Annotated in this window: 23 protein-coding genes and 1 other RNA gene; 10 read left to right on the plus strand and 14 right to left on the minus strand. The window is 73.9% G+C overall.

Going from position 1 to position 26,753, the window contains the following annotated elements; genetic code table 11:
• Positions 1-17 precede the first annotated feature (17 nt).
• Positions 18-418, minus strand: an RNA gene (gene rnpB, locus ACEZDG_RS27815) — RNase P RNA component class A.
• 74 nt (positions 419-492) lie between these two features.
• Positions 493-1,938, minus strand: coding sequence for an RNB domain-containing ribonuclease (locus tag ACEZDG_RS27820; RefSeq protein WP_380514371.1), 1,446 nt, complete (start codon positions 1,936-1,938; stop codon positions 493-495).
• 119 nt (positions 1,939-2,057) lie between these two features.
• On the opposite strand from ACEZDG_RS27820, the gene yaaA reads away from it, so the two are divergent.
• A complete protein-coding gene (yaaA, locus tag ACEZDG_RS27825) occupies positions 2,058-2,852 on the plus strand; it encodes a peroxide stress protein YaaA (RefSeq protein ID WP_380514372.1) in 795 nt (264 codons plus the stop codon).
• On the opposite strand, the gene ACEZDG_RS27830 is transcribed toward yaaA, so the two are convergent.
• From ACEZDG_RS27830 to ACEZDG_RS27840, 3 genes are read right to left on the minus strand one after another with little or no spacing between them, the layout of a single operon-like run.
• Positions 2,849-4,012, minus strand: a complete 1,164-nt coding sequence (locus ACEZDG_RS27830; protein WP_380514374.1) for a bifunctional RNase H/acid phosphatase — start codon at positions 4,010-4,012, stop codon at positions 2,849-2,851. The genes yaaA and ACEZDG_RS27830 overlap by 4 nt on opposite strands.
• 10 nt (positions 4,013-4,022) lie before the next feature.
• Positions 4,023-4,763 (minus strand): zinc ribbon domain-containing protein, encoded by a 741-nt coding sequence (locus ACEZDG_RS27835; RefSeq protein ID WP_380514446.1) that lies wholly within the window; start codon positions 4,761-4,763, stop codon positions 4,023-4,025.
• A gap of 48 nt (positions 4,764-4,811) precedes the next feature.
• Positions 4,812-5,639: a Nif3-like dinuclear metal center hexameric protein gene (locus ACEZDG_RS27840; protein ID WP_380514376.1), complete on the minus strand. Its 828-nt coding sequence runs from the start codon at positions 5,637-5,639 to the stop codon at positions 4,812-4,814.
• 231 nt (positions 5,640-5,870) lie between these two features.
• Between ACEZDG_RS27840 and ACEZDG_RS27845 the strand changes: the two genes are divergently transcribed.
• Positions 5,871-8,060 (plus strand): alpha/beta hydrolase family protein, encoded by a 2,190-nt coding sequence (locus ACEZDG_RS27845; protein WP_380514378.1) that lies wholly within the window; start codon positions 5,871-5,873, stop codon positions 8,058-8,060.
• Between the two features lie 146 nt (positions 8,061-8,206).
• Positions 8,207-8,386 carry a hypothetical protein gene (locus ACEZDG_RS27850; RefSeq protein ID WP_380514380.1) on the plus strand — a complete coding sequence of 60 codons (180 nt, stop codon included), beginning with the start codon at positions 8,207-8,209 and terminating at the stop codon, positions 8,384-8,386.
• 23 nt (positions 8,387-8,409) lie between these two features.
• Here the strand turns inward: ACEZDG_RS27850 and ACEZDG_RS27855 are convergent, their stop codons facing one another.
• The 5 genes from ACEZDG_RS27855 to ACEZDG_RS27875 all read right to left on the minus strand — a co-directional run bounded on the left by ACEZDG_RS27855 (position 8,410) and on the right by ACEZDG_RS27875 (position 14,952).
• Positions 8,410-9,354, minus strand: a complete 945-nt coding sequence (locus ACEZDG_RS27855) for a 3-oxoacyl-ACP reductase (protein ID WP_380514382.1) — start codon at positions 9,352-9,354, stop codon at positions 8,410-8,412.
• A 40-nt stretch (positions 9,355-9,394) separates the two neighbouring features.
• Entirely contained in the window at positions 9,395-10,471 is a 1,077-nt protein-coding gene (locus ACEZDG_RS27860) for a Zn-dependent alcohol dehydrogenase (protein WP_380514384.1), read from the minus strand.
• 56 nt (positions 10,472-10,527) lie between these two features.
• Positions 10,528-11,391: a MaoC/PaaZ C-terminal domain-containing protein gene (locus tag ACEZDG_RS27865; RefSeq protein WP_380514386.1), complete on the minus strand. Its 864-nt coding sequence runs from the start codon at positions 11,389-11,391 to the stop codon at positions 10,528-10,530.
• A 204-nt stretch (positions 11,392-11,595) separates the two neighbouring features.
• Positions 11,596-12,792: a lipid-transfer protein gene (locus tag ACEZDG_RS27870; RefSeq protein WP_380514387.1), complete on the minus strand. Its 1,197-nt coding sequence runs from the start codon at positions 12,790-12,792 to the stop codon at positions 11,596-11,598.
• A 15-nt stretch (positions 12,793-12,807) separates the two neighbouring features.
• The gene (locus tag ACEZDG_RS27875) at positions 12,808-14,952 is read right to left on the minus strand and encodes an acyl-CoA dehydrogenase (protein WP_380514389.1); all 2,145 of its coding nucleotides are present in this window, start codon (positions 14,950-14,952) and stop codon (positions 12,808-12,810) included.
• A gap of 118 nt (positions 14,953-15,070) precedes the next feature.
• Here ACEZDG_RS27875 and ACEZDG_RS27880 point away from each other — a divergent pair, with 118 nt between their 5' ends.
• From ACEZDG_RS27880 to ACEZDG_RS27905, 6 genes are all read left to right on the plus strand, one after another.
• Positions 15,071-16,402 carry a M48 family metallopeptidase gene (locus tag ACEZDG_RS27880; RefSeq protein ID WP_380514390.1) on the plus strand — a complete coding sequence of 444 codons (1,332 nt, stop codon included), beginning with the start codon at positions 15,071-15,073 and terminating at the stop codon, positions 16,400-16,402.
• A 100-nt stretch (positions 16,403-16,502) separates the two neighbouring features.
• Positions 16,503-17,168, plus strand: coding sequence for a class I SAM-dependent methyltransferase (locus ACEZDG_RS27885; RefSeq protein WP_380514392.1), 666 nt, complete (start codon positions 16,503-16,505; stop codon positions 17,166-17,168).
• 169 nt (positions 17,169-17,337) lie between these two features.
• Positions 17,338-18,807, plus strand: coding sequence for a hypothetical protein (locus tag ACEZDG_RS27890; RefSeq protein ID WP_380514394.1), 1,470 nt, complete (start codon positions 17,338-17,340; stop codon positions 18,805-18,807).
• On the plus strand, positions 18,797-19,822 hold the full coding sequence (locus ACEZDG_RS27895; protein WP_380514396.1) for an N-acetylmuramoyl-L-alanine amidase: 1,026 nt from the start codon (positions 18,797-18,799) through the stop codon (positions 19,820-19,822). The genes ACEZDG_RS27890 and ACEZDG_RS27895 overlap by 11 nt, the downstream gene beginning before the upstream one ends.
• Before the next feature lie 106 nt (positions 19,823-19,928).
• Positions 19,929-21,032 (plus strand): hypothetical protein, encoded by a 1,104-nt coding sequence (locus tag ACEZDG_RS27900; protein WP_380514398.1) that lies wholly within the window; start codon positions 19,929-19,931, stop codon positions 21,030-21,032.
• Between the two features lie 145 nt (positions 21,033-21,177).
• A complete protein-coding gene (locus ACEZDG_RS27905; RefSeq protein WP_380514400.1) occupies positions 21,178-22,194 on the plus strand; it encodes an LLM class F420-dependent oxidoreductase in 1,017 nt (338 codons plus the stop codon).
• Positions 22,195-22,222: 28 nt separating this feature from the next.
• Here ACEZDG_RS27905 and ACEZDG_RS27910 read toward each other — a convergent pair whose 3' ends face one another.
• Complete coding sequence (locus ACEZDG_RS27910) at positions 22,223-23,008, minus strand: maleylpyruvate isomerase family mycothiol-dependent enzyme (RefSeq protein ID WP_380514402.1); 786 nt, start codon at positions 23,006-23,008, stop codon at positions 22,223-22,225.
• A gap of 91 nt (positions 23,009-23,099) precedes the next feature.
• Between ACEZDG_RS27910 and ACEZDG_RS27915 the strand changes: the two genes are divergently transcribed.
• On the plus strand, positions 23,100-23,372 hold the full coding sequence (locus ACEZDG_RS27915) for a hypothetical protein (RefSeq protein ID WP_380514404.1): 273 nt from the start codon (positions 23,100-23,102) through the stop codon (positions 23,370-23,372).
• Positions 23,373-23,413: 41 nt separating this feature from the next.
• On the opposite strand, the gene ACEZDG_RS27920 is transcribed toward ACEZDG_RS27915, so the two are convergent.
• The 3 genes from ACEZDG_RS27920 to ACEZDG_RS27930 form a co-directional block, all read right to left on the minus strand.
• Positions 23,414-24,505, minus strand: coding sequence for a prenyltransferase/squalene oxidase repeat-containing protein (locus ACEZDG_RS27920; protein ID WP_380514406.1), 1,092 nt, complete (start codon positions 24,503-24,505; stop codon positions 23,414-23,416).
• Positions 24,502-25,287 (minus strand): class I SAM-dependent methyltransferase, encoded by a 786-nt coding sequence (locus ACEZDG_RS27925; RefSeq protein WP_380514408.1) that lies wholly within the window; start codon positions 25,285-25,287, stop codon positions 24,502-24,504. The genes ACEZDG_RS27920 and ACEZDG_RS27925 overlap by 4 nt, the downstream gene beginning before the upstream one ends.
• A 75-nt stretch (positions 25,288-25,362) precedes the next feature.
• The gene (locus ACEZDG_RS27930; RefSeq protein WP_380514410.1) at positions 25,363-26,700 is read right to left on the minus strand and encodes a glycosyltransferase family 4 protein; all 1,338 of its coding nucleotides are present in this window, start codon (positions 26,698-26,700) and stop codon (positions 25,363-25,365) included.
• Between the last annotated feature and the right edge of the window lie 53 nt (positions 26,701-26,753).

Here is a 26,753-nt window from a genome sequence, read left to right on the forward strand (position 1 = left end):
CACCGGCCGGTGGGCGGCAGACGAGTCGAGCTGTACGCCGGATTTTGTCGCCGGTCGACCTCGCGGTCGGCCGGGAGACGGCCATCTATCTAGGACCGGCGTTGCCGCCGGCCTCAAGCGGTCTACCCGCTGACTCGGGCGGACAGCCCTCGAACGTCAGCGCAGGGCAGCTTGCGCTGCCCCCTCTTGACCTTGCTCCGGGTGGGGTTTACCTAGCTGCCCAGGTCACCCTGGGCACTGGTGGTCTCTTACACCACCGTTTCACCCTTACCGGAGGCCTGAGCCCCCGGCGGTTTGTTTTCTGTGGCACTGTCCCGCGGGTCGCCCCGGGTGGGCGTTAGCCACCACCCTGCCCTGTGGAGTCCGGACGTTCCTCGGCGGGACCGTAAGGTCCCAACGCGGCCGTCCGCTCGGCTCGTCTGCCGTGCCCTCATCGTAGTCGACCGTGGCAGGCGCTCATGACCGGGCCGGACGGGGAGCCTGGGCCGCCCCTCAGGCCGGGGCGAAGCGGATCACCGGCTTGCTCGGGTCCGCGGCGGTGAGGCGGACCCGCAGCCGGGTGCCCAGCGGGAGCGGGGTGGCGCCGGGGCGGTCGTCGCTGAGCTTGGCCCGGACCGCCGGGGCGTGCAGCTGGACCGTGCCGGACTGCGGCTTCTTCTCGTCCACGTCCACGACCACCCCGTCGAAGACCTCGCCCTCGCGTCCGCGCAGCAGCTCGGCCTCGACCAGGTCCACGCAGGCGCGTTCCACCTCGTGGGCCCGGCGGTCGCCGGTCTCCATCAGCTTGGGGATCTCCGGCAGGGCCCGCCGCACCCAGTCCGGCACCGGGTCGCCTGCGGCGACGGCGGCACAGACCTCCCCCGCGAAGCGGTCGGCCAGCCGCCGCAGCGGCGCGGTGCAGTGCGCGTACGGGGCGGCCACGGCGGAGTGGCGCGGATCCGCGGGCGCGGCGCCGTCGAAGGCGGTGTAGGCGGCGCCGCGGAGCAGCCCGGTGCACTCGTTCAGGAACGCGGCGTGGGCCGGGCGGTTGGGGTTCAGCGAGCGGATCAACTGCGGGTACGGGAGCTCCGCCGGCCAGTCGACGCCGAGGGCCCCGGCCGTGCGGCGGAGCCGGGCGTACGCGGACTCCGGCGCGGCGGGGAGGGTCCGCAGCAGGCCGATGCCGGCGTCCAGCATCATCGCGGCCGCGGCCATCCCGGTCAGCAGCGAGATCTGCGCGTTCCAGCCGTCGGCCGGACGGGGCGCCCGGTAGCTGAGGGTGTATCCGCCCTCGGCCAGCTCGATCTCCTGCTCGGGGATCGGCAGGCTGACGCCGCCCCGGTCCGCCTCGCGCTCCTCCCGGAGCGGTCCGACGGTGCCGAGCAGGGCGAGGGCCTCGTCGGCGGTGCCCTCGTCGATGGCCGCCTGCACCCCCGCGTACTCCAGCCTGCGGCGGCTGCGGACCAGGGCCCGGCGCAGGTCGGTGCGGACCAGCGCCCCGTCGGCGTCCAGGTCGAGCTGCCAGAGCAGGGCCGGCACGTCCTGGCCGGGGAGCAGGCTGGCCGCGCCCTCGGAGAGCTGCGGCGGGTGCAGCGGGACCCGCAGGTCGGGGAAGTAGAGGGTCTCGACCCGCCGCCTGGCCTCGGCGTCGATCGCCCCGCCGGGACGGACGAAGGCGTCCACGTCGGCGATGGCGTAGTGGACCCGGTAGCCGCTGCCGCGCCGTTCCAGGTGCATCGCCTGGTCCAGGTCCATCGAGTCGGGCGGGTCGATGGTGAACAGCGGCAGCGCGGTGGCGTCGTAGGACGGGAGCCGGGGCTCCCGGGCGGTCTGCTCGACCTCGGCGAGGACCTCGGCCAGCCAGCTCTCCGGAAGCTCCATCCGGGCCCGCAGTCCGGCCAGCTCGCTGTCGATCCGGGCGGTCCCGGCGGTTCGGACGCTGAGGTGGCGACGAGGCATGGTCGAAGCGTAGAGCCGGGCGGGGTGGTCGATGGGGGTCGGCCGAGTCAATAGGCTGTGGCGTGTCGTCCGCAATCGTCCACAACGGTTCACAACGGTTCACAACGAGGAGTCGCGCTGTGCTGGTGCTGTTGCCGCCGTCTGAGGGGAAGGCCGCCGCGGGGGCGGGAGCGCCGCTGGATCCGGCGTCCCTGTCGCTGCCGGAGCTGAACCCGGCCCGGGCCCGGGTCCTGGACGCGCTGGTGCAGCTCAGCGGCGGCGACCAGGACCGCGCCGCCGAGGTGCTGGGGCTGAGCCCCGGGCTGCGCGGCGAGCTGGCCCGCAACACGGCGCTGCGGACCGCGGGGGCGCTCCCGGCCGGCGAGCTCTACACCGGGGTGCTCTACGACGCGCTGGAACTGTCCACGCTGGGACCGGACGCCCGTGCCAGGGCCACCCGCTCGCTGCTGGTGTTCTCCGGGCTCTGGGGCGCGGTCCGGATCACCGACCGGATCCCCCCGTACCGCTGCTCGGGCGGTGTGAAGCTGCCGCCGCTGGGCCCGCTGGGGACGTTCTGGCGGGCCCAGACGGCCGCGGTGCTGCCGGCGGTCGCGGGCGAGGGCTTGGTGCTCGACCTACGGTCATCGGCGTACGCGGCGCTGTGGCGTCCGTCCGGCCCGGTGGCCGGGCGGACCGCGACGGTCCGGGTGCTGCACGAGCGCGAGGTCGCAGGCGTGGTGAAGCGGACCGTGGTGAGCCACTTCAACAAGGCGACCAAGGGCCGGATCGTCCGCAACCTGCTGGAGGCCGGGGCCGAGCCGGAGTCCCCGGCGGAGCTGGTGACGGCCCTGCGGGACCTGAAGCACACGGTGGAGGCGACAGCGCCCGCGGCGGGGAAGCCGTGGGCGCTGGACGTGGTCGTCAGCGAGCTCTAACGCAGGTGCGAGGTGTCGTTGAAGAGCCGTAGCGAGGCGTTGCCGTCCGCGTAGTACTGGATCGAGGAGATCGCCGCGGGCGACAGCTCCATCCGGTACAGCGACTCCTGCGGCGCCCCCAGTGCCTGCCTGACCAGGGTCTTCACCGGGGTCACATGGGAGACCACCAGCACCGTCCGACCCGGGTAGCGGGCCAGCAGCTTGTCCCTGGCGACGGCGACCCGGCGGGAGACCGCCACGAAGCTCTCGCCCTCCGGCGGGGCGTTCCTGGCCGAGCCCAGCCAGGCGTCCAGCTCGACCGGGTAGCGCTCCTTGACCTCGGCGAAGGTCAGGCCCTCGAACACGCCGAAGTCCGCCTCCCGCAGCCCCTCCTCGATCCGCACCTCCAGGCCGAGCCGGGTCGCCACCGCCGCCGCGGTCTGACGGCAGCGCAGCAGCGGGGAGCTGACGATCACTTGGACGGTGCCGCGCGCGGCGAACGCGGCGGCGGCGCGGTCGGCCTGGGCCAGGCCGCGCTCGGACAGCTCGGGGTCGACGCCCCGGCCGCTGCCGGAGAACCGCTTCTCCGGGGTGAGCGCGGTCTCGCCGTGGCGCAGCAGCACCAGGGTGGTGGGCGTGCCGAGGTCCGCGGGGGCGGCCCAGCCGGCCGGGGCGGCGGGCGCGGCCGGCGGCAGTTCCTCGACCGCGACCGTGCCCGAACCGGCGGCGCCGGCGGGCAGCGGCTTGGCGACCCACTGCCTGCCCGCCTTGCCCGCGTCCATGGCCTCGTTGGCGAGCCGGTCCGCGTGCTTGTTCCGGGCCCGCGGCATCCACTGGTAGCTGACCTGCTCGCGCGGGAAGACCGCTCCGGCCTCGGCCGCCAGCGGCCGCATGTCCGGGTGCTTGATCTTCCAGCGGCCCGACATCTGCTCGACCACCAGCTTGGAGTCCATCCGGACGTCCACCTTCGCCTCCGGGTCGATCGCGTGGGCGGCCCGCAGCCCTGCGATCAGTCCCCGGTACTCGGCGACGTTGTTGGTGGCGTGGCCGATGTACTCGGCCGCCTCCGCCAGCAGCTCGCCGGTGTCGCCGTCACGTACGGCCGCGCCGTACCCGGCGGGCCCCGGGTTGCCCCGGGAGCCGCCGTCGGCCTCGATGATGAACCGTCGGCTGGACGCCATCGCGGGGTTCCTAGAGGCCGGAGTCGGAGGTGCGGACCAGGATGCGGCTGCAGTTCTCGCAGCGGACGACCTCGTCCGGCGCGGCGGCCCGGATGGTGCGGAGGTCGGCGGTGGCGAACTCGACCCGGCAGCCCTCGCAGCGGCGCTGGAACAGCCGGGCCGCCCCGGTCCCGCCCTGGGTCTGCCGCAGCCGGGTGTAGAGCTTCATCAGGTCGGCCGGGATGACGGCGGCGACGGTCGCCCGCTCCCGGGTGATCTTCTCGACCTCGACGTCGATCTCGGCCTGGGCGGCGTCCCGGCGGACCTCGGCCTCGGCCAGGCTGTGCTGGGCGTCGTCACGGCGGGCGGTCATCTCGCTGACCCGGGTCTGGGCGGACTCCAGCCGCTCCATGATCTCCAGGACGACGTCCTCGAGGTCGCTCTGCCGCTTGGCGAGGGCGCCGACCTCGTGCTGGAGGTTGGCGAGGTCCTTGGCGCCGACCGAGCCCGAGTCCATCCGCTGCTGGTTGCGGGCGGCCCGGGTGGTGACCTGGTCGACGTCCTGTTCGGCCTTGACCAGCTCGCGCTTGGTGTCGCTGAGCTGGGTCTCGGCGGCGACGGTGAGCGAGCGCAGCTCGGTGAGGTCGTTGCCGCGCTGCTGGATCTCGTCGTGCTCGGGGAGGGTGTTGGAGCGGTGCGCGAGCAGGTCCAGGCGGGAGTCGAGGGCCTGGAGGTCCAGCAGGCGGATCTGGTCGGCGGGCGCGGCGTTCAGGGGGTGCTCCTCGGGGTGGTGCGTCGGTCGGTCAGGAAAGGTCTGTGGCTACGTCTGCGGCGTGTGCAGTGTCCACGGGTCGGTGACCTGCTGCGACACCCGGGTCTCCAGCGTCCAGCCGTGCTTCTCGGCGGCGGCCAGCAGCTCGCGCTCGGCGAGCCGCAGCCAGGGCCACTCGGTGGCCCAGTGGGCGGCGTCGACCAGGGCCGGGCCGCTGGTCTCGCGGGCCTCGGAGACCGGGTGGTGGCGCAGGTCCGCGGTGACATAGGCGTCCACGCCGGCGGCGCGGACGGCGTCGAGGAAGGAGTCCCCGGAGCCGCCGCAGACCGCGACCCGGTGGACCGGCTGCTCCGGGTCGCCCGCCGTGCGGACGCCCTGCGCGGTGGCGGGGAGTCCGGCGGCGACGCGGGCGGCGAAGGCGGACAGGGGCTCGGGCGCGGGCAGCACGCCGATCCGTCCGCTGCCCCGGCGTCCGGCCGGGTCGGTCGGATCGGGGACGAGCGGACCGGTCACCCGCAGGCCGACCGCCTCGGCGAGGGCGTCGGAGACGCCGGGGTCGGCGGAGTCGGCGTTGGTGTGGGCGGTGAGCAGGCCGATGTCGTGCTTGATCAGGGTGTGCACCACCCGGCCCTTGAAGCCGGTCGCGGCGACCGAGACCACCCCGCGCAGATACAGCGGATGGTGGGTGACCAGCAGGTCCGCGCCCCAGCCCACGGCCTCGTCGACGACCTGCCGCACCGGGTCGACGGCGAACAGCACCCGCCGCACCGGGGCCTCCGGATCACCGCAGACCAGGCCGACGGCATCCCAGGACTCGGCCCGCCCGGGCGGGTAGAGCTCGTCGAACACACGGAGGACGTCGGAAAGGATCGGCACCCGTCGAGATTACAGAAGATTCCGGACCGATCCGTACGTCGGCTCCTCCCCACTGCTCACCCTTATGAGTGAAGGGGCATCGATCCGTTCGGGTGGTGCGAGTGGCGTAAGTAGCGTCAGTGGTGCGGCGGGGGTGTCGGCGAGTTCCTTGTACCCGAGCGTTCCCCGGCTGCGGACCGGTGGCTGTGTGCTGCCCGGTCCGACCTCCTTGAATCCGGTGGTGGACTCCTCATGACTGCGTCACCTCTCACTCTCGTCGGCGCTTTTCCGCACACCAGGGCGGCGCCCGCGCTGCGGCGGCTCGGCTTCACCTTCTCCGCCAACGGCGCCTACGCGGCCTGCCTGGCCACCTCGGGGGACGGCGGCTGGTACCCGGAGAGCTGGCGCCTGGGCGGCAGCGAAGCCGCTGCCCGGGGCGGCGAACAGCTGGTCGGCGGGCTGATCGTCGGCGGTCTCGGCGGCGCCGGCGCGCTCGTCCCGGCGGGCGGGATGGACGTCGTGGCCATGCCGGTGCCGCTGCCGCAGGCGGCGGGCGGGCTGCCGGAGAGCCTGCGGTCGCAGCTGGTCTCGCTGTCGGACGGGCGGGTGCTGATCTGCCGCCAGGCCGCCGCCGACCGCCATGAGCTGGTGGTCCGCACCCCGGCGTCGGTGCGGGAGTCCTCGGCCGGGACGCTCCGCGTGCCCACCCTGCGACTGATGGCGATGCCCGCGCCGGAGCCGGGCGGCCCGGTCGCGGTGGCGCTGGGGATGGACGGCCGGCAGGTCAGCGCGGTCTGGCTGGTCAGCGCGGACGGCGCGACGCAGCCGCAGCAGGTCGCGGAGTTCGCCGGGGTCTCCGGCGGCGGGGTGTGGCTGGACCGGGGCGGACGGCTGCTGGCGCTCGACCACCTGCTGCCGGCCCGCACCGAGGGCTTCGGGACCAGTGGCCCGATGGTCAAGACCGTGGTGCTCGACCTGGCCACCGGCACGGTCAGCCCGTTCCTGGAACTGGCTCCGCACAGCAATGACCGGCTGATCGCCGCCGACCCGGGCAGCGGGCTGATCCTGGTCCGCAGCGACGCGCCGGGCGAGGACCGGATCGGCTGGGGCGTCCTCGGCGGCGCCGAGCCGCTGCGCTTCCCCGACTGCCTGCACCGGACCCGGGAGTTCCTGCGCCCGGTGGCGATCGAGCCGGCCCGCGAGCCGGGGACGGCCCCGGCCGACCTGAGGGTGGCGCTGCAGGGCGACTGGGGCGCGGGTTCCTCGCTGGCGCTGTGGCAGCCCTCGTCCGGGCAGCTCGACCCGGTGCCGGTGCCGCCGGGCCGGCTCGGCGGGGTCGGCCACTGGTCCGCCGCCGGGCTGCGGATGCCGTACTCGGCGCCGGACCACCCGGCCGGGGTCGCCACCATCGACGTGGACCGGCTGCGCGAGGGGCCGCCGGAGAGCCCCGATCCGGTGCCGACGATGCCGCTGCGGCTGGCGCCGCTGCAGGGCGGCGCGGCCGGCATGGGCAGCGTGATACGGATACACCCGGCGCCGGGCAACGCCCAGGGCCTGCACGGTTCCGCCCCGCGCGGCAGCCGCGGCGGCTCCTCCGGCTGGCGGCTCGACGGCAGCGCGCCGCCGAGCGACGGCGGGCGCTGGCACGGCGCCCGGACCGTGGAACTGCCCGGCGCGGCCGGCCCGATGGAGGCCGTGGTCTACGGCGGCGACGCCTGGCTGACGGCCCAGCACCTGGTGGTCGCCCTGCACGGCGGACCTGCCGACGCCTGGCGGCTCGAGTTCGACCCGGCCCTGCAGCGGATGGCCGCCGAGGGCCTGGCCGTGGTCGCGGTCAACCAGCGCGGCAGCACCGGCTACGGCGTGGAGTACGCGCAGGCCCTGCAGAACGCCTGGGGCGGCCCGGACCTGGAGGACGTGCTGGCCCTGCTGGAGTCCGTCAGCAGCCAGCGGTCCGCGCTCGGGCTTGAGCAGCCGTCACTCTTCGGAGTGAGTTACGGGGCGTTCCTGGCGCTGCTCGCGGCCTCGTCCGCACCCGAACAGGTGGCCCGCTGCGCGGTGGTGGCGCCGTTCCTGTCCGGGCCGCGGCTGCTGGCCGAGGCCGGGCCGGCGGTGCGGGCGCTGACCCTGCGTCTGGGCGGCGCCCAGCCGGACGGCGGCGCGGACCAGGGCCCGGACGGTCCCGGCGCGCGCGACGTGCTGCGGGTCTGCCACCGGCTGACCGCCCCGCTGCTGGTGGTCCACGGCGACCAGGACGCGGTGGTGCCGGTGAGCCAGTCCCGCACGCTGCGTCAGGAACTGCTGCGGATGGGCCGCTCCGAGGGCGCCGACTTCCGCTACGTGGAGGCGGCCGGCGCGGGCCACGAGGTGCTGGCCGAGGACGGCGCCCCGGTGCTGCACGAGCTGCTGGCCGGCTTCCTCCGTACCGGACGCCCGGCCTGACGGGGCATCATCTCCAGCTACCGACGGGTATGGACCGTGGACGTTTTGTTACGCACCCGACGTGTGACCGCGACGGCGGGTTGCATAGGGTGATCAGGTTCGTACGACCGCACAAAAGACGACACCGACGGGAAAAGACGACTCTCATGGCAGATGCCTTCACCGACATCAGTGAGAACCGGCTGAACGCAGCTCCGGGGCACCACAACAACAACGAGGACACGGCGGGCAAGCACCGCGGCACGGTGGCCGAGGACGACCGGGAGGGACGGCGCGAGCCGGCGGGGCACGGTCGCCACCGCCGGGTCGCCGCCGCGAACGACTGACGCCAACGACTGGGAGGCGCCGGTCAGGCCCCGTGCCGCAGGCCGAGCACCGCGAGGTTGGCGAAGCCGTCGCCCGGCGTCCGCCCCGCGTAGAACGGGGTGAGCAGGTCGTCCAGCTCGGCCGGGGTGAACAGGTCCTTGGCGGTGTCGAACTTCGCCAGCACCGGGGGCTGTCCCAGCACCGCCACCATCCCGCCGTGGACCACGAAGACCTGCCCGTTGACGCGCTGCGCCGCCGGGGAGGCCAGGTAGCCGACCAGGGGTGAGACATGCTCGGGTGCGAGCGGGTCGAGCCCCTGGTCCGGTGCCCCCATCCCGCCCGTGAAGACATCCTCGGTCATCCGGGTCCGCGCCCGCGGGCAGATGACGTTGGAGGTCACCCCGTAGCGGGCCAGCGCCGCCGCGCAGCTGCTGGTCAGGCCGACGATGCCGCCCTTGGCCGCGGCGTAGTTGGGCTGGCCGGCCGAGCCGGCCACAAAGGCCTCGGACGAGGTGTTGACGATCCGTCCGTAGACCGGGGCGCCCGCCGCCTTGGAGCGGTCGCGCCAGTGCGCGGCGGCGAAGCGGGTGGTGGCGAAGTGGCCCTTGAGGTGGACCTTGATCACCGAGTCCCACTCCTCCTCGGACATCGAGAAGACCATCCGGTCGCGCAGGATGCCCGCGTTGTTGACCAGGATGTCGAGCTGTCCATAGGTCGACACGGCCAGCTCGACCAGGGCCCGGGCGGCGTCCAGGTCGGCCACGTCGCCGTAGTGGGCCACCGCCTGGCCGCCCTCGGCGAGGATCGCCGCGACGGTCTCGTCCGCCGGGGCGGGCGAGGCCGCGCCGCTGCCGTCGCGCCCCGGCGCGCCGAAGTCGTTGACCACGACGCTGGCGCCGAGGCGGGCCAACTCCAGCGCCTCGGCCCGGCCGAGGCCGCGCCCCGCGCCGGTGACCACGGCGGTCTTGCCCGAGAGGGAGGTGCTCATCGCCGGTTGACTCCTGTTCAAAGGCTGTTGAAAGGTGGGGTCAGAGGTTGATGACGGTGCGGAGCGCTTCGCCGCTGCGCATCTGCTGGACGGCGTCGTTGACCGCCTCCAGCTGGACGTGATGGGTGATCATGCCCTCCAGGTCCAGCCGTCCGGCCCGCCAGAGGTCGATCACCGTCTGGTAGCCCCGCAGCACGTCCGACCCGCCGTACAGGGACGGCAGGATCCGCTTCTCGTTGAAGAACAGCTCGAACATGTTGAACTGCGCCATGTCGTCCATCGCCCCCGCGCCCACCACGACCAGCGCGCCACCGCGCCGGATCGCGTCGTACGCGGTGCGCACCGTGGCGGACTTGCCGACCACCTCGAAGGCGTAGTCGAAGCCCTCGCCGCCGGTCAGCCGCTGCACCGCCTCGGCCAGCCCGTCCGGGGCGACCGCCTCGGTCGCGCCGAAGCGCAGCGCCCACTCCCGGCGGGAGGCGACCGGGTCGACGGCGACGATCTGGGCCGCGCCGGCGACCCGTGCGCCCTGGATCGCGGCGATGCCGACACCGCCGCAGCCGATCACCACCACCGAGGAGCCGGGTTCGACCTTCGCGGTGTGGATCGCCGCGCCGACACCGGTGGTGACCCCGCAGCCGATCAGCGCGGCTATCTCGAACGGGACGTCGTCCGGGAGCTTCACCGCGCAGCCGGCCGCGACCACGCTCTCCTCGGCGAAGGTGCCAGTGCCGGAGAAGCCGAAGATGTCGGTGCCGTCGTGGTGGTAGTTGGGGGTGCCCATATTGGCGAACCCGGCCAGGCAGAGGTTGCCCTCGCCGCGCTTGCAGCTGGGACAGGCGCCGCAGGGCGGCATCCAGCAGACCACCACGTGGTCGCCGACGGCCAGGCCCTCGACACCCTCACCCACCTCGGTGATCTCGCCCGAGCCCTCGTGCCCGGGCACGAACGGGGCGGGCTGCGGCAGCACGCCGCTCATCGCGGACAGGTCGGAGTGGCACAGGCTCGCGGCCCGCATCCGGACCCTGACCTTCCCCGGGCCGGTGACGGGGAGGGTGACTCCCTCATGGACCTCGAGCTTCTCCTGGCCGGTCTCGTGCAGGACTGCTGCGCGCATGGCTGCTCCCCTGGAAGGTCTGGAAGGTCTGGATCGTGTGGATCGTGTGGGCGGGACTACTGGTGGGTGAGGACGGTGTCGGCGAGGACGGGCGCGTCGGCCCGCTCCACCGCGGTGGCGGTGACGGACAGCCGCCCGCCGCCCAGGTCCCAGATCCGGACCCGGAGCGTCTCGCCGGGGAAGAAGATCCCGGCGAAGCGGGTGCTGTAGGAGAGGACGCGGCTCGCGTCGCCGCCGAGGGCGGTGTCCACCACGGTCTTCAGGGTGGTCCCGTACGAGCAGAGCCCGTGCAGGATCGGGCGGTCGAAGCCGGCCAGCTTGGCGAAGTCGGGGTCGGCGTGCAGCGGGTTCCAGTCGCCGGAGAGCCGGTAGAGCAGCGCCTGGTCGTGCCGGACCGGGACCTCCTGCTCCCACTCGGGGACGCGCTCGGGCGGCGGGGTCCTGGTGCTGCTGCCGCGCTCACCGCCGAAGCCGCCCTCGCCGCGGACGAAGACCTCGGTGTCGCAGGTCCACAGCGGCCCCTGGTCGTCGGCGGCCTCGCTGCGCATCACCAGCACGGCGGCCTTGCCCTTGTCGTACACGGCGGCGAGCCTGCTGGTCAGCACCCCGCTGCCGGCCACCGGGACCGGCCGGTGCAGTTCGATCCGCTGGCCGCCGTGCAGCACCTGGGACAGGTCGATCCGCAGCCCGGGCAGGGTGAACACCCCGGCCTTGGCCAGGCCGCCGCCGGCGACGGTGACGAAGCTGGGGAGGACCTGGAGGTCCTTCTCATAGGTGTACCGCAGCTCGTCCGGATCGGTGGCCGGACGGTGCGCGCCCGCGCCGACGCCCAGGTGGTAGAGCAGGACGTCCTTGCTGTCCCAGGCGATGTCGTTGGTACGCGGCGGTGCCGCGAGGGCCGTGGCAGCGTCGATGGGCATCTGTACTCTCCAGCTCTGCAGGTTCGGCGAACGGTTGGTGGACCCCGACGCGACCGTCCGCACCGTCGGACGCGCCGGGGCCGCTCTGCACGGACGGCGGCTCAGTCGCCCGGCCGCTTCCGTGAGTCTATTTGTAGAACGTGTTATATCTGACTATGCGTCAGGTATAACGCATCAAGCCTCCCTTGCCCATGCCCCGGACGGCTATCCGCGCCGCAGCATGGTCACCACGGCCGCGCCGCCGAGGCCGATGTTGTGGGCGAGCCCCACCCGGGCTCCGGTGACCTGCCGCTCCCCCGCCTCGCCGCGCAGCTGCCACACCAGTTCGGCGCACTGGGCCAGGCCGGTCGCGCCCAGCGGATGCCCCTTGGAGATCAGGCCCCCGGACGGGTTCACCACCCAGCGCCCGCCGTAGCCGGTGGCGCCCTCGGCGACCAGCTTGCCGCTCCCGCCCTCCGCGCACATGCCCAGCGCCTCGTAGGTGAGCAGCTCATTGATGGAGAAGCAGTCGTGCAGCTCCACCACGTCCACGTCCTCGATGCCGAGCCCGGACTGCTCGAACACCGCGCGGGCCGCGGCCCGGCTCATCGGGGTGCCGACCACGTCGATGCAGGAGCCGGAGGCGAAGCTCTCCTCGCTGTCGGTGGTCATCGCCTGGCCCAGGATCTCCACCGCCCGGTCCCGCAGCCCGTGCTCCCGGACGAAGCGCTCACTCGCGACGACCGCCGCCGCGGCCCCGTCGGAGGTGGGCGAGCACTGCAGCTTGGTCAGCGGGTCGTGGATCGGCTTGGACGCCAGCACCTCGTCCAGGGTGTAGACGTCGCGGAACTGGGCCCGGGGGTTGGCGGCGGAGTGGCGGTGGTTCTTCACTCCGACCAGGGCGAGCTGCTCGGCGGTGGTGCCGTGGCGCTCCATGTGCTCACGGGCGGCGTTGCCGAAGATCTGCGCGGTCGGCGGGGTGCGCTCGAAGCCGTGCCCGGCCGCCATCACCCCGTAGTGCCGGGCCAGCGGGCTGGCCGCGAAGTCCCCCGCGCCGGCGCCCGCCCCCAGCGCGCCCCGGCTCATCTTCTCGAAGCCCAGCGCCAGCACGCAGTCGTTGATCCCGCCGGCCACGAACTGCCGGGCCATCATCAGCGCGGAGGAGCCGGTGGCGCAGTTGTTGTTGACGTTGTAGACCGGGATCCCGGACAGGCCCAGCTCGTAGACGGCGCGCTGACCGGCCGTCGACTGCTGGTAGCAGAAGCCCACCGGGGCCTGCTCGACCAGCCCGTAGTCGATCCCGGCATCGGCGAGGGCGGCCGTGCCGGCCTCGCGGGCCATGTCCCAGTACTGCCAGTCCCGGGTCTCGGGCTTCTCGAAGTTCGTCATTCCGACACCGACGAGATAGGTCTTCTCAGGCATGGACGGTCCCTCTTCTCAGTCCCGCGGAAGGCCGAGGATCCGCTCGGCCACGACGTTCAACTGCACCTGGGTGGTCCCGCCGGCGATGGTCAGGCAGCGCGACATCAGAAAGGCGTGGCCGACCTGCTCCCCCAGCCCCTCGTACACCGCGCCCGCCGGGCCGCAGAGTTCCAGTGCCAGTTCGGCGACCCGCTGCGAGTGCGGGGCGGAGACCAGCTTGCGCACGCTGCCGCCCGCGCCGGGATCCAGCCCGTCCAGGCTGCTCAGCGCGCTGCGCAGATCGATGCAGGCCAGGATCTGCTCGTCCGCGACCAGGCGTCCCAGCCGCTCCTGGTAAGGGTCGCCGCCGGCGGTGAGCAGGCGGACGACCGCCTCGGCGGTCGGGCTGGAGTCGGACATGTGGACCCGCTCATTGCCCAGGGTGTGCCGGGCCACCCGCCAGCCGCCGTCGACCTCGCCGACCACCGCGTCGGCGGGCAGCTCCACCCCGTCCAGGAAGACCTCGTTGAACACCGCGTCGCCGGTCAGCTCGCGCAGCGGTCGAATGTCGATTCCTGCCGTCGTACGCATATCGACAAGGAAATAGGTCAACCCCTGGTGCTTGGGCTTCTCCGGTGCGGTCCGCGCCAGCAGGATGCCGTAGTCGGCGGTGGCGGCGCTGGAGGTCCACACCTTCTGCCCGTCCACCCGCCAGCGGCCGTCCGGCAGCCGCACCGCGCGGGTGCGCAGCGAGGCCAGATCGGAGCCCGCCTCCGGCTCGGAGAAAAGCTGGCACCAGGTCAGCTCCCCGCGCAGGGTGGGCATCAGCAGCCGCCGCTGCTGCTCCGGTGTGCCGTGGGCGACCAGCGAGGGGACCACCCAGTTGCCGATGGTCAGATCCGGCAGCCGCACCCCCGCCGCACGGAACTCCTCGTCCGCCACCAACTGCCGCAGCGCGTCCGCGCCCCGCCCGTACGGGGCCGGGAGGTGCGGCGCGGCCCAGCCGTCGGGGGCCAGCCTGCGCCGCTGCTCGGCCGGGTCGAGCCCGCGTACCGACTCCGCCGCGGCGCGCGGTCCGGCCCGCAACTCCTCGGCCTCGGGCGGCAGTTCCAGACCCGGCCGGTGGAACCCGGCAGCGGCGGCCAGTTGCGCCACTTCCCGATACAAGACCTGTTCCGAACCCAGTAGTTGACGCAGCGTCACTGCCCGGCGCAGCCGCAGGTGCGCGTCGTGCTCCCAGGTGAAGCCGATGCCGCCGAGGATCTGGACGCAGTCCTTGGCGTTCTCGAACGCGGCCTCCACCCCCGTCGCGGCGGCGATCCCACCGTCCGTCGGCGCCGGGTCGCGGGCCGCCTGCCAGACCGCGGCGCGGGCCCGCTCGACCCGTACCAGCATCTGTGCGCAGAGGTGCTTGACCGCCTGGAACCGCCCGATCGGACGGCCGAACTGCTCCCGCACCCGGGCGTGGGCGACGGCGGTGTCCAGCGCCCAGCCGGCGATGCCGCAGGCCTCGGCGGCGAACAGCACCCCGGCGAGCCGGCGCACCGTCTCCGGGGCGACCACGAGCCGCTGTTCCTCGGCGAGCACCGGCCCGTCCGCCTCGATCGCGGCGAGCCCCCGGGTCAGGTCGAGCGCCCGCAGTTGACGGACCGTCACCTGCTCCCGGTCGACCGCGAACCAGGCCGGACCCTCCTCGGTCGCGGCGGCCAGCAGCAGCAGTTCGGCCCGGTCGCCGCCGAGCACCGGGCCGGTGCGTCCGGTCAGCCGCCAGCCGCCCGGTTCGGCGGCGGCGCTCAGCCCGCCCGGCTCCAGCGCCACGGCGGCGGTGCGACCGCCGTCGGCGAGGGCCGGCAGCAACCGCTTCGCCAGCGGCCCCGCCCCGGTCGCGGCGAGCAGCGCCGAGGCCAGCACGGTCGGCAGATAGGCGTCCGGCAGGACCGCCCGCCCGGCCTCCTCCAGCACCACGGCGAGGTCGAGCAGCCCGCCGTCGCCGCCGCCGTGCTCGCCGGACAGGTGCAGGCCCAGCAGCCCCTGCCCGGCGAGCCCGTCCCACCACGGTGCGCGCCCCACACGCGCCCCGTCGGACCACGCCCGCACCACCGCCCCCGGGACCTCCCGCTCCAGCTGCTTCCGGACGGCCGCCCCCAGCACCCGGTGGTCCTCTGTGATCCCGATGGCCATGCGTTTCCCTTCGGTCCCGTGGCTGACGCACCGTCAGATTAGAACGTGTTCCACATTTCAGGAACCCCCGCCCCGAAAATCCTTTGGCCGGAACCCGGCGATGCGACATCATCCGTCCGTGATCACCCCTCCCATCAGCACCGCCCCGGCCACCGAGACCGCGACCTGTCCCGAGTGCGGCTCCGCCCTGACCACCAGCCCCCGCTTCACCCGCTGGTGCACGGCCTGCCGATGGAACGTCGTCCCCGGCGCCGCAGCCCCGCTCCCCGAGACCGAGGGGCGGGCCCGGAAGGGCTTCTCGCTGCGGCTGAACCAGGCCGCCGAGCAGCAGCTGTTCCAGCAGCTCAGCACCGGCCCGGTGGAGCGCCCCGGCCTGGACGGCAAAGGGGCCGCCGCGTTCGCGCTGGCCGGCCTGGTGCACCTGTCCACCCTGGCGCTGCTGGTCGCCGGCGGCTGGATGGTGCTGCAGCACGGCTGGCCGATCCAGCTGTTCGGGCTGCTGGTGTTCGTCTCGGCGGCGATCCTGCTGCGCCCGCGGCTCGGCACCCTGCGGTCGGCCCGCAAGCAGGGCTTCGCGCTGGACCGCGCGACGGCGCCCAAGCTCTACGCCCTCGCCGACCGGACCGCGGACGCCCTGCACACCCACCGGGCCGAACTGATCGTCATCGACCCCCGGTTCAACGCCTCCTACCAGCGGGTGGGGGTGCGGCGCCGGGCGGTGCTCACCCTCGGCCTGCCGCTGTGGGAGATCCTCGACCCGGCCGAGCGCACCGCGCTGCTCGGCCACGAGTTCGGGCACGGGGCGAACGGTGACGTCCGCCGCGGCCTGTGGGTCGGCGGAGCCCTGCAGATCCTCCGCTCGGTGCACGACCTCACCGTCCCGGAACGGGTGTCCGACCCGCAGGGCCTGGTCGCCATCGCCGCGGTGGCGACCCGGTTCCTGATGGCCGGGCTCAACGGCGTGGTCGAGCTGCTGTACCGGCTGCTGGGATGGCTGACCCGGCACTCCCAGCGCCGGGCCGAGTACCTCGCGGACGCCTTCGCGGTCCGGCTCGGCGGCACCGCGGGCGCGACCGGACTGCTGGAGACGCTGCCGCTGCAGTCCGCCTTCCAGGCCCATCTGGAACACCGTCAGGCGCTGCTGCGGCACCGCGCCGCACAGCGCGTGACCAGGGGCGGAACCCTGCCCGAGCCGATGGCCGACTTCTGGGACGAGCTCCGCGGGTACTTCGCCTCGCTCCCGCGGACCGAGCGCGACCGGCGGGTGATCGCCGCCGAGCTGACCGACCGGGCGACCGACCAGGCGCATCCGCCGGTCCACCTGCGCCTCGCCTTCACCCGGAGCCGGCCGGTCACCGACGCGGCGGTCCGGGTCACCCCCGAGCAGTCCGCGGCGATCGACCGGGAGCTGGCCCCGGCCCGCGTCGCCATGACCGAACTGCTCGACTGAGCCCCGACCCGCGGTCGGGCCCTGACCCGCGCTCGCGGCGTCCAGTAGGGTCCGAACGGACGGGACGGGCCCCGTCGGCACAGCACAGGAGACACAGCGGATGACGGACACGGCACAGGCGGCGGACGCGGCCCCGGCGGAGGCGCCCTCGGCCGGAACACTGGCGGCCTTCGAGGCAGCGACCGGCTTCATGCCGGTGGACGAGGGGCTGGCGCTGTACGCGGCCGCCGCTGACGCCGCCGGACGGACCGGGCTGCCGCTGCTGGAGGTCGGCAGCTACTGCGGGCGCTCCACCATCCTGCTGGCCGACGCCGCCCGGCGGGCCGGGACGGTCGCGCTGACCGTGGACCACCACCGGGGCTCGGAGGAGCAGCAGCCCGGCTGGGAGTACCACGACACCTCGCTGGTCGACCCCGAGGTCGGCCTGATGGACACCCTGCCCCGGTTCCGCCGGACCCTGCGCGCGGCCGGCCTGGAGGACCATGTGATCGCCCTGGTCGGACGGTCTCCGCAGGTGGCGGCGGTATGGGGCAGCCCGGTCGGGCTGGTGTTCATCGACGGCGGCCACACCGACGAGCACGCCACCGCCGACTACCGGGGCTGGGTCCCGCATCTCGCGGCGGACGGCCTGCTGGTGGTCCACGACGTCTTCCCGGACCCGGCGGACGGCGGCCAGGCCCCGTACCGGATCTATCTGCGGGCGCTGGACGAGGGCTTCCAGGAGGTCTCGGCGACCGGCTCGCTGCGGGTGCTGCGCCGGAGCTGAGGCCCCGCCCGCAGGCCGACCGTGCCCCGCCCGCACCCTGCCAGACACCCGGCCCGCGCGGGCCCTGAACTCGGACAACGCCTTCGCTCCCGGTCGGCCTTCGGTACGGTGGCCGCAGCAGAGCAGGTGGCAGCGCAGGCGAACGAAGCAATGTGGGGAGGGATCGGCTGTGGCCGATGCGGAGGAAAGCGCACCGGCGGTGTGGGACCCCACGGCCAGGGACGGCGCCGGCGGGTGGGTCCGCCGCCGCGACCCCAAAACAGCGGCGATGTGGGCAAGGTCACCCGAGCAGCCGGCCCCGGACGCCGCCCAGGACGGTGACGACCCCGCCGACCGCGACGCCGCCCCCGGCAGCGCGGGCCCGGACGCGGTCACCGAGGCCGCCGGCCGGCCCGCGGCTGCCGGCCGGCCCGAAGCCCCCAGCGGGGACGAGCCGACCTCGGTGCTGCCGCCCACCCCGGCCGGGCCGCCGCCCACCCAGCTGAACCCCCCGATGGGCCGCCCCTACCTGCCCACCGCCAGGGACCTCCCGCAGGTGACCCCGCCGCCCACCCAGATCTCCCCCCTGCAGGCGCCCGGCCAGCAGCCCCCCGCCGCCCCCGCCGGGGCCTTCGGCGCCGCCCCGGCCCAGAACCCGTACGGCGCGGCCCCGTACCAGCCGCCGCAGGCCGCGCCGCAGCCGCCGACGCAGTCCGCCACCCCGATGTACCGGCCCGACGGCTACGGCCCCCCGCCCGGCGGCCAGGCCCCGACCGGCCCGACCGGCCCCGCGCCCCAGCGGCAGCCCTACCAGGACCAGCCGTACCTGGGTCAGCCGTACCAAGGACAGCCCTACCAGCCGCAGGGCGCGCCGCCCACCGTCCCGCCGCCGTACTCCTACGACCGGCAGTACCCGCAGGGCGGCGGTCCCGGCGGCCCGGACGGCACCGGCGACCCCGGCGCGGGCGGCGGTCGGCGGATGAACCCGCTGCTGCTGGGCGTACTGGTGGTCGTGGTCGCCGCGCTGCTGGGCGTGGGCGTGGTGTACGGGATCGGCCTGGGCAAGTCCAAGACGCCCGGCACCAAGCCCCCGGCCTCCGCCACCGGACCCGCCGGCACCTCGCCCACCGGCAGCGCGCCGCCCAGCGACAGCGCCTCCGCGAGCGCCAGCGCGTCCGCCTCGGCCTCGGCCGACGGGGACGCCCAGGCCCAGGCCACGGCGGTGGACCAGCTGCTGGACCAGTCCGCGCAGGCCCGCTCGCAGGTGGGCAGCGCCGTCGCCACGGTCGAGAGCTGCAGCAGCGAGCAGTCGGTGGCCGACGCCGCCACCCAGCTGACCAAGGCGGCGCAGACCCGGCAGAGCCTGTCCCAGAAGGCCGCGGCGCTGGACGTGTCCAAGCTGGACGGGGCCGCCGACGCGATGAAGACCCTCAGCCGGGCCTGGTCGGAGTCGGCCGAGGCGGACAACGACTACGCTCAGTGGGCCCAGGAGATGAGCGGCGGCGGTTGCACCCCCGGCAACGCCCCGCACACGGCGACCTACAACAGGACGACCGCGGCGAACAACAGCGCCACCAACGACAAGAACTCCTTCGTCGCGGCCTGGAACCCGATTGCGACCACCTACGGTCTGAATGAGAGGTCAGCCGGTGCCATCTGAACACCCGCTGGACAAGTACGACGCCCCCCAGCCCGGCCGCAGGGGCATGCGGACGGCGACCGTCGCCGTGGTGCTGGCGGCGATGGTGCCGTTGAGCTTCGCCGGGTGGCTGGGCTGGCAGGCGGTCGCGGGCGACGGGGGCGGGAAGCACAGCACCGCGGACGCGGCCGGGGCGCCGACCGGGGCCCCGGCCCTCGGCGGCCAGAGCAGCGCACCCGCTGCGGCGGGCGGTTCGGCGGGCGCCGCGACCGGCGGTGCGACCAGCCTCACCCCGACCCCGCTGCCCTCGCCGACCCAGAAGGCGAAGCCGCTGGCCCCGACGCCGGGCGCGGGCAAGGTGCTGGCCGGGAAGACCATCGTGATCGACCCCGGCCACAACCCGGGCAACGTCCACTACACCAGCAAGATCAACGCCCGGGTTAACATCGGCAACGGCAGCACCGACTGCGACACCACCGGCACCTCGACCAACGCCGGGTACTCGGAGGCGAACTTCACCCTGGACGTGGCCCGCCGGGTGCGGACCATCCTCCAGGCCGAGGGCGCCAAGGTGGTGTTCACCCAGGACGGCGACCGCGCCTGGGGGCCCTGCGTCACCGAGCGTGCGGCGATCGGCAACGCCGCGCACGCCGATGCCGCGATCTCCATCCACGGCGACGGCGCCGGTGCGAGCGACCACGGCTTCCATGTGATCCTCCCGGCCGGTGTGGACCAGGGCGCGGCGGACAACCTGGCGATCGTCGCACCGTCCCGGACCCTGGGCCTGGACGTGCGCTCCGCGTTCCACGGCGCCACCGCCGAGCCCTTCGCCAACTACATCAACGGCGGCACCGGCCTGGACACCCGGAGCGACCTCGGCGGTCTGAACATGTCGAAGGTCCCCAAGGTCTTCATCGAGTGCGGCAACATGCGCAACGCCACCGACGCGGCCAGGATGACCAGCGCCTCCTGGCGCCAGCTCGCCGCGAAGGGCATCGCCGCCGGGCTCACCGCCTTTACCGAGAAGGCGCGTTGAGTTGAACTGATCCAGACATGCCCATAGCGGCGCGGACACCGTACGCTAAGGGCCTTCCGTACTTTCGTCCCGCACGCACCACCACTCACGAGAGGGCTCGTTCACGGTGAACCTCCGAACCGTCACCAGGGGGGACGCAGCAGTCGCGGGCGCCGCCCTCCTGCTGTTGATCTCCTCGTTCCTGCCCTTCTACAGCACCAGCGAATCGTACGGATTCGGGACCAGAACGTTCAGCGCCAACGCCTGGCACTCTGCCTTCTTCCCGCTGCTGCCCTCGGTGTTCTTCCTCGGCGTCATCGCCGCCGCGCTGATCCTGGTCAGCCGGCTGCTGCCGCAGGCGCCGAAGCCGGCCGGCATCACCCTGGAGCACTGGGGAACGGTGCTGGCCGTCGCCGCGTTCTGGGGCGCGCTCTGGTCGCTGTTCGGCGGCGGGGCGGGCACCGGGCACGGCTTCGGCGCGTACCTCGCCTTCCTGTTCGCCCTGGTGCTGGCGGGCGCGGTCATCGCCACCCCGCTGGTCCCGGCGCTCAAGGCGCCGCTGCTGCCGAACGCTCCCACCGGGCCGCAGGTCGGCCCCGGCGGCTACCCCGCGTACGGGCAGCAGCCCGGCCAGCAGTCCGGCCAGTACCCGTACCCGCAGCAGCAGTTCCAGCACGGCGAGCCGGTGCAGCAGGCCCAGCCGGGCCAGCCGTTCACCGGGCCGCAGGCACCGGCCGCGCCGCAGCCGGGCGCCGGATACGGCTACCCGCAGCAGAGCCCGTCCTTCGGCGGCCAGTTCGGCGCGCCGCAGGCCCAGGCCCCCGCTCCGGCGGCTGCCGCCCCCGCGCCCGCCGCGACTCCCGCTCCGGCCGCCACTCCGCAGGACGCTCCGCCGGCGCAGTACCAGGACCAGGACGACCACCAGGACCACGCCACCGCGATGCTGACCCCGGCCGCGAAGCGCCGGCCCGAGGCCCCGCAGCCGGAGGCGACCCCGGCCGCACCGGCCGCCGAGGCCGCTGCCGGACCCGCGTTCGCCCCGTTCTGGTTCGCCGTCCCGGCCGCGCGTCCGCTCGCCCCCGAGGACGACGCCAGTGGCCCGTCCGTCGGCGAACTGGTGCCCGGCACCTGGTACCTGGCGATCGCCCAGCACGGGGACGCGCTGCTGACCCAGACCCAGGAGGGCAGGCGCGGCCTGCTCGCCGACACCTCCGGCATCCAGCGCGGATAGCGGAACTGCAGAACACGCAGGGCGGGCCGGGACAGTCGCAGTGCTGACTGTCCCGGCCCGCCCTGCGTGTTGTGGCTTGACCTCCGGCAACCTACGATCCCCCTACCGAACCTGACGGTCCATCAGATCCTGGGGGTCCTCCACCATGCGCCTCGGACTCGCGCTCGGCTACTGGGGCGCCGCGCCCTCCCCGCACTTCCTCGACCTCGCCGTCGAGGCCGAACGCCTCGGCTACGACTCGGTCTGGACCGCCGAGGCCTGGGGCTCCGACGCCTTCACCCCGCTGACCTGGATCGCCGCCCGCACCAGCAGGATCAAGCTGGGCACCGGCATCGCCCAGATGGCAGCCCGCACCCCGACCGCCACCGCCATGCACGCGATGACCCTGGACCACCTCTCCGGCGGCCGGATGCTGCTCGGTCTCGGCCTCTCCGGCCCCCAGGTGGTCGAGGGCTGGTACGGCCGCCCCTTCCCGCGCTCCCCGCTGACCGCCGTGCGCGAGTACGTGGACGTGGTGCGCCAGGTGTTCCGCCGCGAGAAGCCGGTCACCCTGGACGGCGCGTACCACCCGCTCCCCTACCCCGGCGCCGACGGCACCGGCCTGGGCAAGCCGCTGAAGCCGATCCTGCACCCGCTGCGGCCCGACCTGCCGGTCCTGCTCGGCGCGGAGGGCCCGAAGAACATCGCCCAGACCGTGCGGATCGCGGACGGCTGGCTCCCGCTCTACTTCTCCCCCACCGCCGACGGCTCCGGCCTCTACGCCGAACCGCTGGCCGCCGCCCGCCCCGGCTTCACCGTCGCCCCGCTGGTCCAGGCCCGGGTCTGCGAGGACGTGGCCGAGGGCCTGGCCCCGATCCAGGCCATGCTGGGCTTCTACATCGGCGGCATGGGCGCCCGAGGCCGCAACTTCCACGCCGACCTGATGGCGCGGATGGGCTACGAGGCCGAGGCCCGCCGGATCCAGGAACTGTTCCTGGACGGCCGTCAGGCCGAGGCGGTGGCCACCGTCCCGGCCGCCTTCGCCGACGAGATCTCGCTGGTCGGACCGCGCGAGCGGATCGCCGACCGGCTCGCGGCCTGGCACGCCAGCCCGGTCACCGACCTGCTGCTGACGGCCCGTGACCCGCTGACCCTGCGCACCCTGGCCGAGCTGGTGCTCTGACCTCCGCCGCGGAGCACCGGGCCACCGCTCAGTCGAGGGTCAGCCCGTCCAGCCAGAAGGCGACCAGGCTGTGGTCCCCGAACACCTGGAGGTCGTTGCGGCCGTCCGGCAGGCGCTTGGTGAGCAGCAGCATCAGTTCGGCCGCCGGGCCCCGGACCGCCGCGTCCGCCTTGTGGTGGCCCTGCTCATAGGCGAATCCGTCCGGGGTGCGCCGGAGCAGCCACTCGCCGTGGACGTCGGTGCAGTGCAGGTGCAGGGTGCCGCCCTCGCCGCGCAGCTTCCCCCGGTTCGGGTAGGCGAGGGCGGCCGGGGCGAGCGCGTTGTGCAGCAGTTCGTCGATCCCGTCAGCCGCCAACTCGGCTTCCACCGGCCCGATCTGATCCAACGTCAACTCGGCGTCGATCCGGTGCACCAGGGTCTCGTGCGCCATCCGGCGGCCCCACCAGCCGGTGTGCTGCTCGTCGGCCCAGCCCCACACCCGGGTGTCGGTGCCGCTCTCGCGCAGCAGCCCGACCAGGTCCGCCGCGCCCCGCAGCAGCCACTCGGCCTGTCCGGCCGGGTCGGCGGGAGGCACCTGGTCCGGCAGCCCGTCGAAGCCCAGCCGCCGCTGGGCCCGGGTCCGCACCACCTGGGTCGCCCAGCGGTGCACCAGCCCCTGGTGCCGGCACAGTTCGGCCAGGCTCCAGTCCGGACAGCTCGGCACCCGGGCCTCGGGATCCCCCTGCGCCACCGCCTCGGCGAAGCGCTCGCTTTCAGCCTGCACCGCCGCCAGATACCGCTCGTGCCCGAACCGCCCCACTACCGCCCCAGCCACTGCCACGTCCCCTTCCCGTCCGGAAGCCGCACGCTAGCATCCGCCGCCGCCAGGCGGTTTGTGTGGCCGAATCGCGGCAAGGGACCAAGGCATGAGTGGACTCGTACGCTTGATCGGGCTCGCGCTGTACATATGCGCGTTGATCCTCGTGATCTGGTTCGTGCTGTATCTCTTCGACGCCAATACCGGCAACAACGTCGTCAACTGGTTCCACCAGGCGGCCAACTGGCTGTCGGGCTGGTCCCGCGGGCTCTTCGGCGACGTCCACAACAGCAAGTTGCACGCGCTGCTGGTCTACGGCCTGCCCGCCGTGGTCTACGGCGCGATCGGCAACGCCCTCGGCCGCACCAGCGTCCGGGACTGACGAATCGTCAGCCCAGGGTCCGCCGGCCCCCACACGGCCGGTCAGCCCTGGGCCCGCCTCGGCGCGCAGCACTCGTCGGCCAGTCCGGCGGGCAGCTGCGCGCCGCCGAACACGGTGGTGGTGGCCTCGTCCCCGCCCAGCGCCGCCACCGCGAGCAGCAGCGACCCGGCGGTCCAGGTGGTGCGCTCCTCCGGCCAGACCGCGTCGTCCTCGAAGACGTACCCGGTCCAGTAGCCGCCGTCCTGGTGCCGCAGGTGCTGGATCGAGCGCAGTATCTCCACCGCGCGGTCGGACTCGCCGATCGCCCACAGCGCCAGCGCCAGTTCCGCGCTCTCCCCGCCGGTCACCCAGGGCCGGTCGGCGACGCAGCGGACGCCGAGGCCGGGCACCACGAAGCGGTCCCAGTCGCGCTCGATCCGCTCCTTGGCGGCGGTGCCGCGCAGCGCCGTCCCCAGCACCGGGTAGTACCAGTCCATGGAGTAGCGGTCCTTGTCCAGGAACGCCGCCGGGTGTTCGGCCACCGCGTGGCCGAGCCGTCCGGCCGCCAACTCCCAGTCGGGCTGCGGCTCTTCGAGGCAGTCGGCGATGGCGAGGGCGCAGCGCAGCGCATGGTGGACGCTGGAGCAGCCGGTGAGCAGCGCCTCGTCCGGCGCGTTGCCGTCCTCGTCCCGGCGCCAGGCGACGGTGCCGTCGGCGCGCTGCAGTTCCAGCACGAACTCCACGGCGCGGCTGACGGTGGGCCAGACCTCTTCGAGGAAGGTGTCGTCGCCGGTGGTCAGATGGTGGTGCCAGACGCCCACGGCGATGTAGGCGCAGAAGTTGGACTCCCGGTTGCGGTCCGTCACCACCCCGTCGGTGTAGGCCGAGTACCAGGAGCCGTCCGGGTTCTGATGCCGCATCAGCCAGCGGTAGGCGGCCTCGGCGGCGGCGTGCTCGCCCGCGACGTCCAGGGCCATCGCGGCCTCGGTGTGGTCCCAGGGGTCGAGGTGGCCGCCGGCGAACCAGGGGATGCCGCCGTCCTCGCGCTGGTCGGCGAGGATGCTGCGCACGGTGGCGGCGGCCTGGTCGGCGTCGAGCACGCCGGGCAGGACCAGCACCTCGGGCACCGCGAGCGGGCCGGTACCGGCCGTCACCCGTCCACCCGCCGGTCGCCGAGCCGGTCATCGAGGGTCTGGTCGCCGAGGGTCTGGTCGTTGCGCGGCTTGGTCGCGTAGGCGACGAAGCTCTTGCCGATCAGCGGGTTGAGCGCGCTCTCCGCCGCCCGGGTCAGCGTGCTGACCACCGGTTTGCCGACGATGTCCCAGACCAGCAGCTGGTGGTAGGCCCGGACCGGCAGCGCCTTGTCGTTGTCCACGCCGACCGCGCACTTGATCCACCAGTACGGTGCGTGCAGCGCGTGGGCGTGGTGCTGCCCGTACGGCCTGAGCCCGGCCTCGCGCAGCTTGCCGACCAGTTCGTCGCCCCGGTAGATCCGGATGTGGCCGCCCTCCACCTCGTGGTAGGCGTCGGACAGGGCCCAGCAGATCTTCTCCGGCAGCCAGCGCGGCACGGTGACGGCGAGCGAGCCGCCGGGCTTGAGCACCCGGACCATCTCGGCCAGCACGCCCTTGTCGTCCGGGATGTGCTCCATCACCTCGGAGATGATGACCTTGTCGAAGCTGTCGTCGGGAAAGGGCAGCGCCAGCGCGTCCCCCTCCATCGCGGTGGCGGAGGCGCCGGCCGGGGCCTCGCCGGCCTCCGCCATCGCCGTGAACCAGCGCTTGACCTCGCGGATCTCCTCCGCGTTCCGATCCAGGGCGATGACGCGCCCGCCGCGCCGGTAGACCTCGAAGGCGTGCCGGCCGCCGCCGCAGCCGAGGTCGAGCACCCGGTCGCCGGGGGCGATCGGGAATCGGGAGAAGTCGACGGTCAGCACGGTCGCTGGGCTCCATTCACGTCGTTCGCGCACACAGGGAGGGGAAGTTGGGGGGGGTACCGCGGTGGCAGTCGGTCAGACGTAGCGCCAGCCGTCGCCGGCCCGGGCGTGCTGCCCGGCGCCGGTGGCGATGGCCGCGCGGTAGCGCTCGGCGGTGAGTTCCGCGGCGCGCTCCCAGGTGAACCGGGTGAGCACACGTTCGCGTCCGGCCGCGCCGATTCGAAGGCGCAGCGCGGGGTCGTCCAGCAGACGGCCCAGGGCGGCGGCGAGCGCGCCGGGGTCGCCCGGCGGGACGGCGAGACAGGTCTCGCCGTCGGTCCCGGCCACCTCGGGGATGGCGCCGCCGGTGGTGGCGACCAGCGGGGTGCCGGTGGCCATGGCCTCGGCGGCGGGCAGCGAGAAGCCCTCGTAGAGCGAGGGGACGCAGGCCACCTCGGCGCTGCGGACCAGGTCGACGAACGCCGCGTCGTCTATTCCGCCGCGGAACTCGACGACCCGCTCCAGGCCGAGTCGACGAATCGCTTCGGCGACCGGGCCGTCGTCACGCCGCCGGCCGACCACGACCAGGTGCGCGTCCCGCTCGGTGCGGACCTTGGCCAGCGCCTCGACCAGGTGGATCAGGCCCTTGAGCGGCACGTCCGCGCTGGAGGTGGTGACGATCCGTCCGGGCACGACCGGCACCGAGGGGTCCGGCGACCACATCCGCACATCCGCACCGATAGGCACCACATGCACCCGCTCCGGACGGACGCCGAGGTGCTCGGTGATCTCCCGGCTCGAGCTCTGCGAGACGGTGAGCACGGAGTCGAGCCGCTGGGCGACCCGCCGCTGCATCCGGGTGAAGCCGTACCAGCGGCGCACCGAGAGCCGCCGCTTCAGGCTGTCGGCGGCGGCGAGGTCGAGCTCGCGGTCCACGGTGATCGGGTGGTGGATCGTGGTGACCAGCGGGAAGCCGATCCGGTCCAGCCCGAGCAGGCCGTAGCCGAGGGTCTGGTTGTCGTGCACCACGTCGTAGCGGCCCCGGTGCAGGGCCAGGTGGCGCCGGGCCCGCATGCTGAAGGTCAGCGGCTCGGGGAAGCCGCCGCTGCGCATGGTGGCGTACTCGACCACGTCGGCGAGGCTGCGGTACTCGCCGGGACGGGGGTTCCGGAACGGGTCGGGCTGCCGGTAGAGGTCCAGGCTGGCGATCTCGGTGAACCCGAGCCGGCCGACGCCCGCGCCCTCGACCGGGTCCAGCACCGGGTACGGCTGCCCGCCCAGCACCTCGACGTCGTGCCCGAGCCGGGCCAGCTCGCGGGAGAGATGGCGGACGTAGACGCCCTGGCCGCCGCAGAAGGGGTTGCCCTTGTAGGACAGCAGCGCGATCCGCAGCGGCCGGTCAGCGGGTACAGCGTCCCGCACAGCACTGGTCACCTTGGATTCTTCTCCTCTGTCGTCCCCGGCTCAGGGTAATCTAGAACACGTTC

This window comes from Streptacidiphilus alkalitolerans, from assembly GCF_042511045.1.
GTDB lineage: Bacteria > Actinomycetota > Actinomycetes > Streptomycetales > Streptomycetaceae > Streptacidiphilus > Streptacidiphilus alkalitolerans.

Excerpts from the sequence above, each read along its gene's own strand:
- ACEZDG_RS27820 (WP_380514371.1), bottom strand. The coding sequence starts at position 1,938 with ATGCCTCGTCGCCACCTCAGCGTCCGAACCGCCGGGACCGCCCGGATC.
- ACEZDG_RS27830 (WP_380514374.1), bottom strand. The coding sequence starts at position 4,012 with ATGGCGTCCAGCCGACGGTTCATCATCGAGGCCGACGGCGGCTCCCGG.
- ACEZDG_RS27845 (WP_380514378.1), top strand. The coding sequence starts at position 5,871 with ATGACTGCGTCACCTCTCACTCTCGTCGGCGCTTTTCCGCACACCAGG.
- ACEZDG_RS27850 (WP_380514380.1), top strand. The coding sequence starts at position 8,207 with ATGGCAGATGCCTTCACCGACATCAGTGAGAACCGGCTGAACGCAGCT.
- ACEZDG_RS27855 (WP_380514382.1), bottom strand. The coding sequence starts at position 9,354 with ATGAGCACCTCCCTCTCGGGCAAGACCGCCGTGGTCACCGGCGCGGGG.
- ACEZDG_RS27860 (WP_380514384.1), bottom strand. The coding sequence starts at position 10,471 with ATGCGCGCAGCAGTCCTGCACGAGACCGGCCAGGAGAAGCTCGAGGTC.
- ACEZDG_RS27865 (WP_380514386.1), bottom strand. The coding sequence starts at position 11,391 with ATGCCCATCGACGCTGCCACGGCCCTCGCGGCACCGCCGCGTACCAAC.
- ACEZDG_RS27870 (WP_380514387.1), bottom strand. The coding sequence starts at position 12,792 with ATGCCTGAGAAGACCTATCTCGTCGGTGTCGGAATGACGAACTTCGAG.
- ACEZDG_RS27875 (WP_380514389.1), bottom strand. The coding sequence starts at position 14,952 with ATGGCCATCGGGATCACAGAGGACCACCGGGTGCTGGGGGCGGCCGTC.
- ACEZDG_RS27885 (WP_380514392.1), top strand. The coding sequence starts at position 16,503 with ATGACGGACACGGCACAGGCGGCGGACGCGGCCCCGGCGGAGGCGCCC.
- ACEZDG_RS27905 (WP_380514400.1), top strand. The coding sequence starts at position 21,178 with ATGCGCCTCGGACTCGCGCTCGGCTACTGGGGCGCCGCGCCCTCCCCG.
- ACEZDG_RS27915 (WP_380514404.1), top strand. The coding sequence starts at position 23,100 with ATGAGTGGACTCGTACGCTTGATCGGGCTCGCGCTGTACATATGCGCG.